We start from the raw sequence: 16596 nt of genomic DNA on the forward strand, positions 1-16596 counted from the left end.
ACATGGCAGTAAACGCGTCTATTATTACAAGAGATAACGAAAAAATTGCTGAACCAAGCGGCAACATCTACGAGTCAATCGTAGTGATTGGAAAAAGAGCAAGACAAATTGCTGCTCAGCAAAAAGAAGAATTGAATTCAAAATTGGCTGAATTTGCATCTTCTGTTGATAATCTTGAGGAGATTTTCGAAAACAGAGAGCAAATTGAAATTTCTAAGTTCTACGAAAGAATGCCTAAGCCATCCACTGTAGCTATTGACGAGTTTATGGATGGAAAAGTATCATTCAGAACTCCAGACGAAGAAGCTTAATATACCTGCCATGTTGGCTGGAAAAAAAGTACTTGTAGCGGTTTGTGGCTCGATAGCAGCCTACAAAACCGCTTTTTTTGTGCGTTTACTAAACAAGGCTGGTGCGGAAGTGAAAGTCATCATGACACACAGTGCCAAATCCTTTATTACTCCCCTCACTCTTTCCACTTTATCTAAGAATCCTGTATTATCAACTTTTGAGAAAGATGATTCAGGAGAGTGGAACAATCACGTAGACCTTGGACTATGGGCTGACCTGATGATAGTAGCACCTGCAAGTGCCAATACCCTATCCAAAATGGCTCATGGCGCTTGCGACAACCTTGTCACTGCTGTGTACCTATCAGCGAGATGTCCTGTTATGGTTTGCCCAGCCATGGACCTGGACATGTATCAACATCCAGCGACTCGTACTAACCTTCAAAAACTCAAAGATTACGGAAACATCATCATTGATGCTGAAAGTGGAGAACTAGCAAGTGGACTCAGTGGTGAAGGCCGAATGGCTGAGCCAGAACATATTATTGAGTTCGTAGAAGAATTCTTTAGCAGAAGTCAATCACTGAAAGGTAAAAAGGTCTTGATGACTTCTGGGCCGACACATGAGGCTATTGATCCTGTGCGTTTTATTGGAAATCACAGTACTGGTAAAATGGGAACATCTATCGCTATGGAACTAGTGTCTCGCGGTGCTGAGATTCAGTTTGTCTCTGGCCCCACAGGTCATTATCCCAAACACCCTTCTGTACAAGTCACTAAAGTCACTTCTGCTGACGAGATGTTCGAAGCATCCAAAGCATACTTCGCTGATATGGATATTGCCATCTTCACAGCAGCAGTAGCAGACTACAAGCCAAAGACCGTAGCCAACTCTAAGATTAAGAAGCAAGAAAACGATTTAGACATTATACTAGCTCCCAATCCCGATATCGCCAAAGAACTTGGTGCAGTTAAAATGAACCAATTCACTATTGGTTTTGCGTTAGAAACTGATCAGGAAGAGGACAATGCACTGAAAAAGCTTGAAAAGAAAAACCTGGACATGATCGTTTTAAACTCTCTTCGAAATGAAGGAGCAGGTTTTGCTCATGACACCAATAAAGTTTCTATCTACGATAAACATAATAATGTTTCTCATTTTGAGTTGAAGAGTAAAGCTGAAGTAGCTAAAGATTTAGTAGACTTGCTTGAAAGGGCTCTCAATGAATAAGACCATACTCTTCATATTATCCATTTTAACGTTTGCTGCCACTCAGGCTCAGGAATTAAACTGTAGAGTAGTGGTCAATGCAGACCGTATTCAAACCACAGAAAGAAACGTCTTCCAGGATATGGAAACTACTTTCTCTGAGTTTATGAATAACAGAAAATGGACTGAAGATGAGTTTACCAGAGATGAGCGCATCAACTGCAACATCATTATCACTCTAGACCCAAACGAATCAGTCCCAAGTTCAGGAAGATGGGGTGCATCAGTTCAAATCATCTCCTCAAGACCTGTATACAACACTGATTACGAGACGGTTATATTCAATTTTGCTGATAGAGATTTTCAATTTGAATACCTACAATCACAGCCTCTCCTATTCAATTCAAACACTTATACTAACAATATTACTTCACTCCTTGCCTATTATGCCTACACCATAATCGGAATGGATTATGACACCTTCTCAGAGTTGGGAGGAACAAAGTATTTTCAAATTGCCAATCAAATTGTAGCAAATGCTCAGAATTCAAACTATCAGGGCTGGTCTCAATTTAACAGTGTCAGAAATCGCTATTGGTTAAGTGAAAATCTGTTGAGCAGTAATTTTGAACCGCTAAGAAAAGCGATGTATAACTATCACTTGAACGGGTTGGACATATTCACAGAGAAACCTGAAGAAGCACGTGCCAATATTTTAGCAGGACTTAGAGGTATTCAGACAGCTAATCAATCTCGACCAAGGTCTATTTTAACAATCAGCTTTCTAGATGCAAAAGCTGAAGAGCTCACGCAAGTATTTAAACAAGGAGAACCTACCGAAAAAAAACAGTCTTTCGAGATATTATCTAAAGTAGATCCGAGCCGAACCGATACCTTCAAAAAGATCATGGAGTAATGGCTAAAAAACAGATATTGTTTAAATCTTCTGATCTGGAGCAACTAATCAAACTTGAAAAGCAAGTTAATTTTGTGATGCTCAATCAAGCGGTTTTTCTCGCCACTCCAAAGTTGATCAAATCAGATATCGTAAAAGTTAAGAATACTAAAGGTCATACATTAGATTTGCCGATAACTCAGATTCAAGAGATCTGGGGAGAAGAAAAGGCAACTAATTCATGATCAAATCGCTTTCGATCAAAAACTACGCACTCATCCAAAGTCTTGAGATGACCCCCTCTCCCAACCTGAATATTATCACAGGTGAAACTGGAGCAGGTAAGTCAATTATGCTCGGAGCAGTTGGACTACTTCTTGGCAATAGAGCTGATACCAAATCGCTATTTTCTGAAAGTGAAAAGTGCGTTGTAGAAGGTGTTTTTGACATCAAAAGCTTTCAACTAAAAGCTTTATTTGAAAATGCTGAGCTGGATTTTGAGCAAGAATGTATCATTCGAAGAGAAATCAGCCCTACTGGTAAATCAAGAGCGTTCATTAATGACACTCCTGTTACGCTTGATATCCTGAAAGCATTGGGCGTTCATTTAATGGATATCCATTCTCAGCATGAAACACTTAACCTTGGTGACAACCTGTACCAGCTAGAAATTCTGGATCATTATGGCGGTCACCTGGACTTAGTAAAAGCCTATCAAGAAACATATCAGGACTTTTTAAAGGCGCAATCACATTACAACAAACTGTCCAAACAAGCCCAAGACAATACCAAGGACCTGGACTACAAACAGTTTCTATTCAATGAACTAGAAGCACTAAATCTAGCCAAAGGTGAACTTCCTGAACTGGAAGAGGAGTTGGAAGTACTAGAAAATGCAGAAGAGATCAAGCTCAATCTTGGCCAGTTAACTCAACTAATGGATGAGTCTGAGTTTTCATTGATCAATCAAATGAAAGAGTCCTTACCTCTTCTTTCATCCATCAAAGGATTTTCAAAGAAACTGGAAGAGCTTTACGAACGAGTAAATAGTGCAAGTATTGAGCTTCAGGATATCTCTCGAGACATTGCCAATGAACAAGACCGAGTGGAGCTAGACCCAGAAAGACTTCAAATTGTTAAAGACCGAGTTGATCAGATCATCAAGCTTCAGCAAAAACATCATGTCAGTGATCCTGATGAACTAATTGCGATTAAAGAAACATTGGAATCTGAACTGCAATCAGTTTTAAATATTGACGAAGAGATTGCTAAAGCAAAAAAGGGGCTTGATAAATGTGAACAGTCAATGCTAAAAGCTGGTGCTTCATTAACAAAAAGCAGAACCAAACACACGACTCCTTTAGCAAAAGCAATTGTTGACTTAATCAAGCAACTAGGTATCGAAAATGGCAACATTGAAATAAAAGTTAATCCTGAAGAACCTTCAGAAAACGGTCTAGACCTAGTAGAAATGTTATTTTCTGCCAACAAAGGTGTGGAACCAAGAGAATTGAAGAGTGTAGCTTCTGGTGGAGAATTTTCCAGACTCATCTTTGCCATCAAATACCTTCTTGCAGACAAGAAGGCCATGCCTACTATCATCTTTGATGAGATTGACACTGGGGTCTCGGGTGAGGTAGCATTGCAAATGGTCAACATGATGAAAACCATGGCTAAAAACCACCAGGTCATTTCAATCAGTCATTTACCTCAATTCGCTGCAGGTGGTGATTCACACTATTTCGTTTATAAAGACCACTCTGCTGATAAATCTGTGAGCAAGATCAAGAAATTACAAGCAGATGAGCGCGTATTAGCTATCGCCCAAATGATTGGTGGCGAGAAACCAGGAGAAAGTGCTATGCAAAGCGCAAGAGAACTTCTAAAACAATAAGCTACATTTATACGTATTAAAAAAATAAAGAATACGTATATTTGAAGTATGGATGCGAAAGTAACACTGAGCTTTGACAAAGAGGTTATCAAGAAAGCAAAGGCTTATGCCAGCTCTCAAGGGATCAGTTTGTCCAGACTTACCGAGATTTTATATCGACGCATAGCCGAAAATCAATACTCCAGCATTGAAGATCTTCCAGTTGCTGATTGGGTCAATATGGTAGCAGAAGGAGCTGCTGAGTATAAACCTAAAAAGCCTTCATTAAAGAACGAGTATTACGAGTCACGTAAGAAATGAAGGTATTTCTTGATGCCAATATATTGGTGACCGTGCTTAACAAAGAGTATCCCTTATTTCCATACGCAGCTAAGTTATTGAGTTTAAGTGATCGATTTGGCTTTGAACTTTATACCTCCCCTACTTGCATTGCAATCGCTTTTTACTTTTCCAGCAAAAAGTGTGGCGAGTCACAATCAAAAAAGAAAATCACCATCTTACTAGAGCATCTTCGATTGACGACCATTGATGAGTCGTGTACACTTAAAAGCATTCAGAATATCCAAATCAATGACATTGAAGATGGGATGCAGTACTATAGTGCAGAGAATACAGGCTGTGATTTTATTGTAACTGAAAACATTGGAGATTTTCATTTTAGTAAAATCAGAACCATTTCTTGTAGAGATTTCCTACTACATGAAGTGAGCTAATCACAAAAACTGATTTCTATTCAATTGAGAATCTCTATTTTTGAACAAAAAATTAGATACAAATGGCTAATAATCTATTAAAAGGAAAAAGAGGTATCATTTCTGGTGCGTTGGATGAGAATTCAATTGCCTGGCATGTGGCTGAAAGAGCCCATGAAGAAGGAGCTACTTTTACATTGACAAATGCCCCTATCGCTATGAGAATGGGTAAAATCAATGAGCTTGCTGAAAAAACCGGAAGTGAGATCATACCAGCAGATGCTACTTCTGTAGAAGAGTTGGAAAATCTTTTTTCTAAGTCACAAGAAGTATTAGGAGGAAAGATTGATTTCGTTCTTCATTCTATCGGTATGTCACCAAACATCCGTAAAGGAAAATCATACGGAGAGCTAAACTATGATTGGTATCAAAAGTCAATTGATGTTTCTGCTCTTTCATTCCATAAAATGATGGCTGTAGCTGAAAAGCAAGATGCTATGAATGAGTGGGGTTCAGTTGTGGGATTGTCTTACATCGCTGCACAAAGAACGTATCCATTCTACACAGACATGGCTGATGCTAAAGCAGTATTAGAGTCTATTGCAAGAGGTTACGGTTATAGATTCGGAAAAGCTAAGAAAATCAGAGTCAATACCATCAGTCAGTCTCCTACTAAAACTACTGCAGGTGCTGGTATCGGAGGATTTGATTCATTCTTTGACTTTGCTGATAAAATGTCTCCACTTGGCAATGCCCTAGCAGGTGACTGTGCGAACTACTGTATATTCTTGTTCTCTGACTTGAGCAAAATGATCACCATGCAGAATTTATTCCATGATGGTGGATATTCTAACACTGGTATCTCAGAAGAGATCATTGAACAAATGGGTAAATAAAAAATAGTATATAGTCGATAGTCCATAGTGGCTTAGAATAATGCTATGGTCTATCGACTGTTTAACTATTAACTAAATATGCTCGCTTTCCCCAATGCCAAAATCAATATCGGTCTTCATATTACCTCCAAAAGACCCGATGGCTACCACAATATTGAAAGTTGCTTCTATCCTATCCCATGGAGAGACGCACTTGAAATAATACCTGCGAGTGAGCTAAAATTCACCACTTCTGGTTTATCAATTCCCGGTTCGGAAGATTCCAATCTATGCATCAAAGCATATCATCTACTGAAAAATGACTTTGATATCCCTGCTGTTCATATTCATTTGCACAAAGTAATCCCAATGGGAGCTGGTCTTGGTGGCGGCTCAGCAGATGGAGCATTTACACTGAAGCTTTTAAATGACCTATTTGAATTAGGAATCTCTAACCAGCAGCTTGAAGTTTATGCTTCCAAATTAGGTGCAGACTGTCCGTTTTTCATTGAGAATCAACCGAAAATTGTTAGAGGTATTGGTGAAATATTTTCACCATGTCCTATTGATCTGACAGGAAAAGTATTGTTGATTAAAAATCCAGGTATTCATATTGGCACCAAAGAAGCCTACGCCAATGTAATTCCAAAGGAAGTAGATAGGGCCATAGAAGACACTCTCAGTGACAGCCCATCTAAATGGGTTGAGCACCTCAAAAACGATTTTGAAGTTTCAGTCTTTCCAAACCATCCAGAACTAGAGACTTTGAAAAATGAGTTGTATGACCTGGGCGCAACCTACGCGTCTATGACTGGTTCTGGATCTACGGTATATGGTTTATTTAATGAACCGATGGAACGAGAAGGCTATTTGTCTTTCACTTTGTAATCACCCAGACCAGAAGCAATTCAGGATTTCAAGTATTATCATCTTTTATAATACTGTCATTCGTGACAGCAAACCTGTCATTCACGACAAAAAGTTGCTCCACTTCATTTAAAGCCCCTTAATTAGGGGGTATGGACCAATCCATAAATCACATGAATGAAGTACTATCTCCTCGAGAAAAAGAAGTCCTGGGACTGATTTCGAGAGGCTACAAGCGTGATGAAATAGCCACCAATTTGCAGATCAGCAAGCTGACCTATGATGGATACCGCAAAAACATTCGAATGAAACTTGGTATAAAAAATCAAGCCGACTGGATGAAAGTCCTGTACCTATTTTCAACTAAATCTTAAACCAACCAAAAACCCATTGAATCAAAAAATGAAATTCAATTCCATTTTATTACTAACTCTATTCACTCTTTCTATTCACACTGTAAATTCCCAGGACTTTACCATCAATGAAATTTCAAATCTCGACTTTGCAACTAATCAGGGAGATTACATAAGATCAATTGATTATGACAATGACGGTGATCTTGACATTCTTCAAACTGGAGGAACCAATAGCACTGAGCTAAAAGTACTCATCAATGATGGTTCAGGAACATTTGAAGCGCAGGTCATCAAAACATACACTCAGAGTATTGAAATCGAAACAGGTGACCTTGACAATGATGGAGATGAAGACATGCTTGTTTACAGCTATAACATGGCCTATGAGATCTTTGAAAACCAATCTGGATCCTTCACAGATCCTGTAACGACGACAATTTCAGGAGGTATTCTTAGACTGGCAGATATTGTGGATGTGGATGGAGATGGACTCAATGATATAGTCACAGCAGTTTATAATCCTAGTAACATTGTATGGGCAAGAAATGAGGGTGATTTTTCCTTTGCTGCTAATGAAGTATTGATTCCTCAAACTGAGTACAATGCAAAGCGCATCAACTATTTTGAAATTCTCGACATTGATAATGACAATGATCTGGATGCTTTTGTAATCACAGATGGTACTGGTTCTACGGACCTTTTATACATGACCATCAACAACACCACTGACACAGTCACCACAACCATTTCTCCCAGCTCATTCTCGAGCGACTATTTTTTCGGTGATTTGAATGCTGATGACCACATTGACATTGCATTTTCCACAGTATATGGAGGTGGTTCTCCCAGAGGTGAAATCCATGTACAACTCAATGATCAAACCAATTCATTTTCTAGTACAATAATTAAGTCCTATCCATTAGTTGATGGTACGGTTCCGCTCAATTGTAATTCATTAGAAGCAGTTGACTTTGATGGAGACAATGACTTTGATCTCGTTGTTGGTGAAACTAGTTATCAATCAGCAGGAATAACAAGACTATTCATCAATGATGGCGCAGGATCCTTCACCGAAAACCCGAACAGAATGATAGGTAATCTTATGAGATATAATCAAGCAGGAACGGGCATATACACTACTCAGGTCGAAAGTGGAGATTACAATGATGACGGCCTTGATGATCTTCTTATCCTATCTGGAGCAGATAAAGATATGATTCTGCATGCACAGCAAGCTGATGGCAGTTTCGAAGCAAACTACTTGAACTACCATATGGAGGCTCTGACTCGAATTCAGTACCTAGATGTGGATGGTGATGGTTTCAAAGATTTCATATCTACCGATCAAACCGCCAATGGAAAGGTGCTTATCAACTACAACGATGGCAATCAAAATTTTAAGGGAAAAGAAGCAGTTGTTTTTGATAACGTTTCTCGGACAGCAATGGACGTACTTATTGGAAATTGGAATAACAACTCAGATCTAGATCTCTTCTATGCAAATACCAAACATGTTTATCTCGTCAACGACTTCCTTAATGAATCAATCAGAGATACCACGTTAATTTATACCTCTGATGAAGCTGGAGTCAATGCTGGAATAGGACTAAACAACAATACATCAAATGCTCTGGAGCTAATTGACGTAGACAATGACAATGATTTAGATCTATTCATTGTTGACAACATATCTAATCAAAATACAATCGTCTGGTTAGAAAATACCGGTACAGGTTACAACATTTACTCTACGACCATTGATTTGGATTCTTATCAATTGATAGATTTAAATAGCGACAATTATCCTGATCTAGTTTATACCAAAACGGTTGGCACCTTTGAACGATATGTAAGAATTGCTTTCTTCAATTCAACAACCAAGCAATGGGACTATCAATCTGAAGAAAACACCGAAAACGTATCACCAATCTATTTCACAATGGCAGATGTTGATGTGGATGGAGATAAGGACGTCATCTTCAGAGGTCGATGGATGGAAAATACCGGGAATGGAGTATTCGCAGAAGACCTTACCTACCAGGGTGGAATTGGCAGCACTGGCAAGCTAACAAGTGCAGATCTAAATAATGACTCGAGAGATGACCTGATTTCTATTACCGAAGACGGTCAGGATCCAACTTATATTGATGTTTTCATCAATGAAGGCAGCAATACTTTCACTAAAACTCAATTAGGTACCAACCTTGACTTTCAGGGCACGGGTCACGGATATATGCCGCTTCTAGTGGAAGATATAGATGAAGATGGACAATTGGATATCGTCTCCAGTTTCTCAGGCTTCTCTGGCGGTTATGTTCTAGTCTGGTTTAAGACTTGCTTTTCCACTTCGAGTTCTATTTCAAGAAGCTCTTGTGGAGACTACACCGCACCTAGTGGAGCTGTCTTCACCACCTCTGGAACTTATGAAGACATCATTACCAATAGTGCCGGATGTGACAGTGTAATTACTATTGATTTAACCATTCACCCAGTTTATAATCAAACGGCATCAGCAGAAATCTGTGAGGGCGATACTTACGATCTTGGATCACAATCACTGACCACATCTGGTGAGTTCACTGAGGTATTCACAGCCAGCAACGGATGTGACAGTACTGTTGTGCTGACGCTAACGGTTAACCCTGTTTACAACGAGACTGCCGCAGCAGACATATGCGACGGTGACACCTATACATTCGGATCACAATCCCTTAGCTCTTCAGGAGAGTACACAGAGCTCTTTGAATCTGTGAGTGGATGTGATAGCACGGTGGTCCTTACTTTGACGGTAAATGAAGTGTACAATGAAACTGCAACGGTCAGCATTTGCGAAGGAGATACTTATATATTTGGCAACCAATCACTAACAAGTGCAGGTCAGTATACGGAGGTTCTTACAGCTAGCACAGGATGTGACAGCACAGTAGTGCTTACACTACAAGTAAACCCAACATATAATGAAACTGCTTCCGCAAACATTTGCTCAGGTGATAGCTATTTATTTGGTAGCCAAACTTTAACAGCAGCAGGAGAATACACAGAGGTGTTTGCCTCAACCACAGGATGCGACAGTACGGTAGTACTCAGCTTACAGGTAGATCCAATTTACAATGAAACGACTTCTACAAGTATTTGCGCAGGAGACACTTTCATTTTTGGTGGTCAAACACTATCAGAGGCTGGTGAATACACGGAAGTATTCGAATCCATTACCGGATGTGATAGTACAGTAGTACTTACACTTAGTATCAACGAGGTATACAATGAGACAACAGCTACTACAATTTGTGAAGGAGAAACCTACTCTTTCGGATCACAACAACTATCCTTAGCTGGACAATATTCTGAAACATTTACTTCTACCACAGGCTGCGACAGTACCGTCAATCTTAATCTCATTGTAAATCCATCTTTCAACGAAGAGATCTCAGAAACAATCTGTAGTGGAGACTTCTTTTCATTTGACGGTAGTGACTTGACTGAAGAAGGAACATACATTGCTACCTATCAAAGCACTAGTGGATGTGATAGCCTGGTTACCTTAGACTTAGTTATAAATAATTTGGATAATGGTGTCTCTGTTGAGAATAATACGATAATATCCCATCAAGATGGTGCATCTTACCAATGGTATGATTGCGATTCGAATGAACCTATTGATGGCGCAAACACACAATCATTTAGCCCGTTCAACTCAGGTGACTATTTCGTTGAAATCTCTTCATATGAGTGCACTGCGGTCAGTGAGTGTGTAACAATTAATGCAACGATACTCTCAAGCAAACGCTCTATCAATTTATACCCTAATCCAGCACAGGATTACCTACAAATAACCGATAAGTCACTTCAATCTTTGAAATATCAGATAATAGACTTGTCAGGTAAAGAAGCCCAATCTGGTTCTATTCCAGATTCTGGAATAATAGAGTTAAAAATTCAAAAAGGGACTTTCTTATTACTCATTGATACAGAAGACAAGCAGATTAAACATAAGTTTTTCAAAAACTAAATCTCCCAACCATATGAATGCAAGCAACACTTTACCAAACTACCACTTGAGGTTGGTCTCCGATAATCCAGAGACCAATAACCTCCAGGTAATCTCTGCAATAAAAACGATTCCTGTGATTGATTTCACAGAACGAGAAATTGACATTCTCAACCTGATGTCGGAAGGGTTAACAGCTGAAATGATTGGAGATAGCCTGTGCATATCTCCTCATACTGTGAAAACACATCAAAGAAACATGTTAAAGAAAACAGGTTGCTCCAATGGAACGCAGCTTGTTGCTCGATCTATCAGAACAGGAATAATATAATATTCAATTTATATGTAACTACATTTAATGTACTTGCGTATTATATTTGTGAAGACACAATTAGTTAATACGACATGAGTACTTTATTACAAGCGAAGAAAGAAACACCAGTACAACACGATATATTAGATGTGATCAAAGATCGTTGGAGCCCAAGAAGCTTTTCAGATCAGAGTGTATCACAAGAACAATTGAATAAATTATTTGAAGCCTCAAGATGGGCTCCTTCTGCTATGAATGAGCAACCATGGAGGTTTCTAGTAGCAAAGAAAGGAGAAGAAGCACATCAGAAGTTATTGGACAGTCTCATGCCAGGAAATCAACCCTGGGCAAAGAATGCTCCAGTACTCGTAGCTAGTTTGGTAAAGAAAACCTATACGAATAGCGGTACTCCAAACCACGCAGCACATCATGACCTTGGCTTGGCAATTGGTAACATGAGTGCGCAAGCAACTCACGATGATCTTGCCATGCACCAAATGGGAGGGTTTCATAAATCCAAAATCATGGATTCGTTTGAAATACCATCAGACTATGAACCCGTAACGGTAATTGCTATTGGATACCATGGCGATCCGGAGCAATTAACAGAAGATTTAAAAGCAAGGGAACTAGCACCACGTTCACGAAAACAATTAGAGGAGATTGTTTATTATGGAAACTTTAAATAAAGCAAATATCATACGTCACGATGCAGATACTCGTGGTGTAGCAAATTTTGGTTGGCTATTCAGTAAACATACTTTTAGCTTCGGCCGATATTACAACCCTGAAAGAGTTCATTTTGGAGCTCTAAGGGTACTCAACGATGATATCGTACAGGGAGGAATGGGATTTGGAACACATCCTCATGACAATATGGAGATTGTTTCTATTCCACTTACAGGTGATTTAGAACATAAGGATAGCACTGGAAACACCGAGGTTATCAAGTCTGGTGATGTACAAATCATGAGCGCAGGTTATGGCCTGACTCACTCGGAGTACAACCATAGCAAATCTGATTTGGTAAATTTCTTACAGATCTGGGTTCTTCCTAAAAAACGAGACATAGAGCCTAGGTATCAGCAGATCACATTTGATCCTGCAGATCGTAAAAACAAACTTCAGACAGTTGTTGCTCCAGATGATGACAAGGCACTTTGGATTAATCAGGATGCCTGGTTCACTTTAACTGATTTGGATAAAGATGCAACTATCGACTACAAACTTCACAATGCTGAAAATGGAGTCTACGCATTCATTATCGATGGTGGAGTTACGATTGGTACTGAATCATTGAAAAAGCGAGATGCTTTAGGAATATCCAATGTGGAATCATTATCAATTACTGCCAATCAAGATAGTCAAGTGCTATTGATAGAAGTACCAATGATTGAGGTAGGATTCTAGTCAAAATGAATTAAAAATAATTTTAAAACCCAGCTCCTTTCGGCTGGGTTTTTCATTTCTCCAGATTTCCTCCAAAATCCATATATACTTTTGACTTATGCTTTTGACCCTGACAAGGCAATGCTTTCTTTGGGTTAAATAAGCGTATCCGATTCACCTGTTTGTTTAAATAACACCAAGCCCTCTAAGGGCTATTCAAATTCAACCCGATATGAGACGCATATCGGGTTTATTTTTTCCCTTTCACGCATAGTTTTACTGATCAACTTACTTTTCAACAGTGGGTCAACTATCTTTGCGCCTTTTTTGAAGCAAAGACGGCTAGATGAGTAAGGTATTTAACAATTTCACTTTCAACCCTAAAAACGACATTCTCTCAGGACTTACCGTAGCATTGGCCCTAGTGCCAGAAGCGGTAGCATTTGCCTTTGTGGCAGGTATAGACCCTCTTGTAGGATTGTATGGTGCATTCATGATGGGATTGATTACCTCCTTGTTTGGTGGTCGACCGGGTATGATCTCTGGAGCAACAGGAGCGATGGCGGTTGTCATGGTACACATGATTCAGCAAGGAAACGAAGTAGGGTTAGGACTTGATACTCCTATTGAAAACCTTGGCTTGCAATGGCTGTTCATCACCTTACTTTTTGTTGGAGCAATACAAATTCTAGCTGGAGTATTGCGCTTAGGAAAATTCGTAAGACTCATTCCACACCCGGTAATGATGGGATTTGTGAATGGTCTAGCCATTGTCATTTTTCTTGCTCAACTGGGCATGTTTAAGAGAACTAATAATGGCGTTACAGAATGGCTTCAAGGGTCCCAATTGTTTATCATGATTGCATTGGTGGCTCTTACCATGGCCATCATGTTCTTACTTCCGAAATTTACTAAAAAACTTCCTGCAGCCTTGATGGCTATCATTGCGGTAGCCTGTTTGACAATCTTTGGAGGAATAGAGGTAAGTACTGTTGGATCATTCATTCGCGATGGAGGTGGTTCTGGCTTGAAAGGTTCACTACCATCTTTCCAATTTCAAATATTTACTCTACTGGATACACTAGAGGGGCACTGGGGATTAATCATTTCTACAGCATTCTTATTAGCAGCCGTGGGCTTGATCGAATCCTTAATGACGCTAAACCTGGTGGATGATATCACAGAAACCCGAGGAAGTGGAAATAGAGAATGTGTAGCTCAAGGTGGCGCCAATATCCTGAATGGTTTATTTGGTGGTATGGGTGGATGTGCCATGATTGGTCAGTCTATCATTAACGTGAACTCTGGTGGTCGTGGAAGATTGTCTGGAATCGTTGCCGCTGTAGCTTTATTGTGTTTTATCCTATTCGGGGCACCTTTGATTGAGCAAATTCCAATTGCCGCACTTGTTGGGGTAATGTTCATGGTTGTAATCGGGACATTTGCATGGAGTAGCTTCAGAGTGATCAATAAAATCCCCAAATCGGATGCCATCGTGCTTATTGCTGTATCTGCTATCACTGTATGGCAAGATCTAGCTATTGCGGTAATCGCAGGTGTGATCATCTCCGCTTTGGTATTCGCATGGAAAAACGCTACCATGATTAGAGCAAGAAAACACCTGAAAGAAGATGGAACCAAAATTTACGAAATCTGGGGGCCACTCTTCTTTGGTTCTACCCAGGCGTTTAGCACTAAATTCGATCCAAAAACAGACCCAAAGAATGTAGAAATCGACTTTATTGAATCTAGAGTAAGCGATCATTCCGGAGTAGAAGCCCTCAGTAGTATCGTTAAAAAGTATACTGATTTAGGCAAAAACATTAAACTGACGCACCTAAGCCCAGAGTGCAAAGAGTTATTAACCAAACTCGATCCTGACTTTGGCAAGGTTATTGAAACAAGCATAGATGATCCTAGATACCATGTGGTGACGGATTTGTTGGACAAGGAGGTATAGAGGATTTTTATCGTCATATAATGAGGGTAGCTCTTTTCAGAACTACCCTTTTTTATTTACATCATTTCACTGACATTCAATTACTTACAAATAATCTCAAAAATAATTTAACCAATTTGAAACTTTTATATGTATATACAGTTATTGTAATTACACATATTTATATGTAGGTACATTTAATTAACAAAAACAAAATATAACGTATCATGGCAAAAACTTGGAACATCGACCCTACTCACAGTGAAGTACAGTTTAAAGTAAAGCACTTAGTTATTTCAACTGTAACAGGTTCATTCAAATCATTTTCTGGATCAGTAATATCTGAAGGTGACGATTTTGACGGTGCAAAGGCAACATTCTCTTTAGAAACAGCGAGCGTTGACACCAACGTAGCAGATAGAGACGGCCACTTAAGAAGCCCTGAATTCTTCGATTCAGAGAACTTCCCACTTTTAACATTTAAAGGCAAAGTAGCAAAAGCAGGTGACGACTATAAGTTAGTTGGTGACTTGACTATCAAAGACATTACAAAACCAGTCGAATTAGCTGTTGAGTTCGGTGGTAAAATGGTAGATGGTTACGGACAGCACAAAGCTGGATTCGAAATCACAGGTAAAATCAACAGAAAAGAATTCGGTCTTACATGGAGTATGGTAACTGAAGCTGGTGGCGTTGTTGTAGGTGATGACGTGAAGCTTTTACTTAACGTACAAGTAGTAGAGCAAGTAGAAGAAGCTGCTACTGCATAAGCAGTAGCTCATTTTAATAGCAGTGATTTTTGAAGACGGGACTTAGGTCCCGTTTTTAGTTTATCTCCCATGAAACTCCATATCAGGTAGCGCCTCCCCATTTTTCAAAAAGCGATCAAACCAACTCAACACTTCCTCGTTTACACGTTCCTTGTGCTCCCAAATACCATGATCTCCTCCTTCAAACATGATTAATCGATATGGTATTCGGTATTTATCAAATTCCAGCGCCATTCGTAAACTCTGCTCAGGCTTTATACGCCAATCAGAAGTTCCATGCATCATTAAAATAGGGACATCTTTTGGAAACTGATCCGCCCATTTGATAGCCGATCGCTTCGTTAACTCTGCCTCTGTATTATTCCAATAGTCTGGTACAAGCTTTGAAAAAACATAGGCTTCCATTTCAGGTCGATCTGATACATTCTGGAAAGCATCAGATAGAGCACCCCCTACTACCACCGCTTTAAGGTAAGTCATTTCTTTCAAGGCTAGATACGTCATCATTCCGCCTCTACTCCAACCATACATTCCAATTCGCGAGGTATCAGCTCTGGGTATTTCAGCTAATATTTTAGGCAATATGGTAACATCGTTAACATCCGCCCCACCGAACTCCTCAACACCTTCACCACCCAGATTTCCTCTGTAATGACTAGCTATGACCACATAGCCAGAGGACGCAAGTTTTCCTAGCTGTATCAATGCGCGTGGTACGGAAACCGTCCCATCTTCTTTATTTCCACCCCTATTGTAAATAACACAAGGATATTTACCCTCTTTTTTGGGTTGAACCAAAATCCCCTTAACCTGAAGCCCATCACTTAAGTAGGTAATCTCAAATACCTCAACACTGTCGATATAACTGAACCACTCGGGAATATCATCTGTGACAGGTATACTGCTTACGGATTTATAAAATGGATATTTCGAAAAATCCTTTATCTGATTTGACTCAACGATTAGTTTGGACTTTTGAGCAAATCCAGAAGTAATACCTATCCAAAAAAGGAAGAAAAAAGGCAATCTCATATCATTAGTTTTTCATTATCAACCTTCAAATTAAAACTAATTCCCTAATCAATGAACATTGAATGTTATGAAACTCTCTGATGTAG

General features: G+C 39.4%; 17 protein-coding genes. 16 read left to right on the plus strand and 1 reads right to left on the minus strand.

The genetic code is table 11. From position 1 onward, the window contains the following. Positions 1–2: 2 nt before the first annotated feature. The 16 genes from NXS00_RS06335 to NXS00_RS06410 all read left to right on the plus strand — a co-directional run bounded on the left by NXS00_RS06335 (position 3) and on the right by NXS00_RS06410 (position 15478). Entirely contained in the window at positions 3–311 is a 309-nt protein-coding gene (locus NXS00_RS06335; RefSeq protein WP_258098283.1) for a DNA-directed RNA polymerase subunit omega, read from the plus strand. Then, positions 271–1521, plus strand: a complete 1251-nt coding sequence (gene coaBC / locus NXS00_RS06340) for a bifunctional phosphopantothenoylcysteine decarboxylase/phosphopantothenate--cysteine ligase CoaBC (protein WP_258098285.1) — start codon at positions 271–273, stop codon at positions 1519–1521. The genes NXS00_RS06335 and coaBC overlap by 41 nt, the downstream gene beginning before the upstream one ends. Then, entirely contained in the window at positions 1514–2416 is a 903-nt protein-coding gene (porD, locus tag NXS00_RS06345) for a type IX secretion system protein PorD (protein ID WP_258098286.1), read from the plus strand. Before coaBC ends, porD begins: the two co-directional genes overlap by 8 nt. Continuing rightward, positions 2416–2640: a hypothetical protein gene (locus NXS00_RS06350; protein WP_258098287.1), complete on the plus strand. Its 225-nt coding sequence runs from the start codon at positions 2416–2418 to the stop codon at positions 2638–2640. Before porD ends, NXS00_RS06350 begins: the two co-directional genes overlap by 1 nt. Beyond that, the gene (gene recN, locus NXS00_RS06355) at positions 2637–4289 is read left to right on the plus strand and encodes a DNA repair protein RecN (protein WP_258098288.1); all 1653 of its coding nucleotides are present in this window, start codon (positions 2637–2639) and stop codon (positions 4287–4289) included. The genes NXS00_RS06350 and recN overlap by 4 nt, the downstream gene beginning before the upstream one ends. A 48-nt stretch (positions 4290–4337) precedes the next feature. Further along, positions 4338–4589 carry a DUF6364 family protein gene (locus NXS00_RS06360; RefSeq protein ID WP_258098289.1) on the plus strand — a complete coding sequence of 84 codons (252 nt, stop codon included), beginning with the start codon at positions 4338–4340 and terminating at the stop codon, positions 4587–4589. Further along, complete coding sequence (locus NXS00_RS06365; protein WP_258098290.1) at positions 4586–5002, plus strand: type II toxin-antitoxin system VapC family toxin; 417 nt, start codon at positions 4586–4588, stop codon at positions 5000–5002. The genes NXS00_RS06360 and NXS00_RS06365 overlap by 4 nt, the downstream gene beginning before the upstream one ends. A gap of 62 nt (positions 5003–5064) precedes the next feature. Next, positions 5065–5877 (plus strand): enoyl-ACP reductase FabI, encoded by an 813-nt coding sequence (locus tag NXS00_RS06370; RefSeq protein WP_258098291.1) that lies wholly within the window; start codon positions 5065–5067, stop codon positions 5875–5877. 78 nt (positions 5878–5955) lie between these two features. Then, positions 5956–6744 carry a 4-(cytidine 5'-diphospho)-2-C-methyl-D-erythritol kinase gene (ispE, locus tag NXS00_RS06375; protein ID WP_258098292.1) on the plus strand — a complete coding sequence of 263 codons (789 nt, stop codon included), beginning with the start codon at positions 5956–5958 and terminating at the stop codon, positions 6742–6744. A gap of 152 nt (positions 6745–6896) precedes the next feature. After that, positions 6897–7097: a response regulator transcription factor gene (locus tag NXS00_RS06380; protein ID WP_258098293.1), complete on the plus strand. Its 201-nt coding sequence runs from the start codon at positions 6897–6899 to the stop codon at positions 7095–7097. Positions 7098–7125: 28 nt separating this feature from the next. Then, the gene (locus tag NXS00_RS06385) at positions 7126–11088 is read left to right on the plus strand and encodes a T9SS type A sorting domain-containing protein (RefSeq protein WP_258098294.1); all 3963 of its coding nucleotides are present in this window, start codon (positions 7126–7128) and stop codon (positions 11086–11088) included. Positions 11089–11101: 13 nt separating this feature from the next. Then, entirely contained in the window at positions 11102–11398 is a 297-nt protein-coding gene (locus tag NXS00_RS06390) for a response regulator transcription factor (protein WP_258098295.1), read from the plus strand. 74 nt (positions 11399–11472) lie between these two features. After that, positions 11473–12069, plus strand: a complete 597-nt coding sequence (locus tag NXS00_RS06395) for a nitroreductase family protein (protein WP_258098296.1) — start codon at positions 11473–11475, stop codon at positions 12067–12069. After that, positions 12053–12790 carry a pirin family protein gene (locus NXS00_RS06400; protein ID WP_258098297.1) on the plus strand — a complete coding sequence of 246 codons (738 nt, stop codon included), beginning with the start codon at positions 12053–12055 and terminating at the stop codon, positions 12788–12790. Before NXS00_RS06395 ends, NXS00_RS06400 begins: the two co-directional genes overlap by 17 nt. A 325-nt stretch (positions 12791–13115) precedes the next feature. Continuing rightward, complete coding sequence (locus tag NXS00_RS06405) at positions 13116–14729, plus strand: SulP family inorganic anion transporter (protein ID WP_258098298.1); 1614 nt, start codon at positions 13116–13118, stop codon at positions 14727–14729. Between the two features lie 206 nt (positions 14730–14935). Then, positions 14936–15478, plus strand: coding sequence for a YceI family protein (locus NXS00_RS06410; protein ID WP_258098299.1), 543 nt, complete (start codon positions 14936–14938; stop codon positions 15476–15478). Positions 15479–15538: 60 nt separating this feature from the next. On the opposite strand, the gene NXS00_RS06415 is transcribed toward NXS00_RS06410, so the two are convergent. Further along, positions 15539–16510 (minus strand): alpha/beta hydrolase family protein, encoded by a 972-nt coding sequence (locus NXS00_RS06415; RefSeq protein WP_258098300.1) that lies wholly within the window; start codon positions 16508–16510, stop codon positions 15539–15541. Between the last annotated feature and the right edge of the window lie 86 nt (positions 16511–16596).

The organism is Marinoscillum pacificum, from assembly GCF_024714495.1.
GTDB lineage: Bacteria > Bacteroidota > Bacteroidia > Cytophagales > Cyclobacteriaceae > Marinoscillum > Marinoscillum pacificum.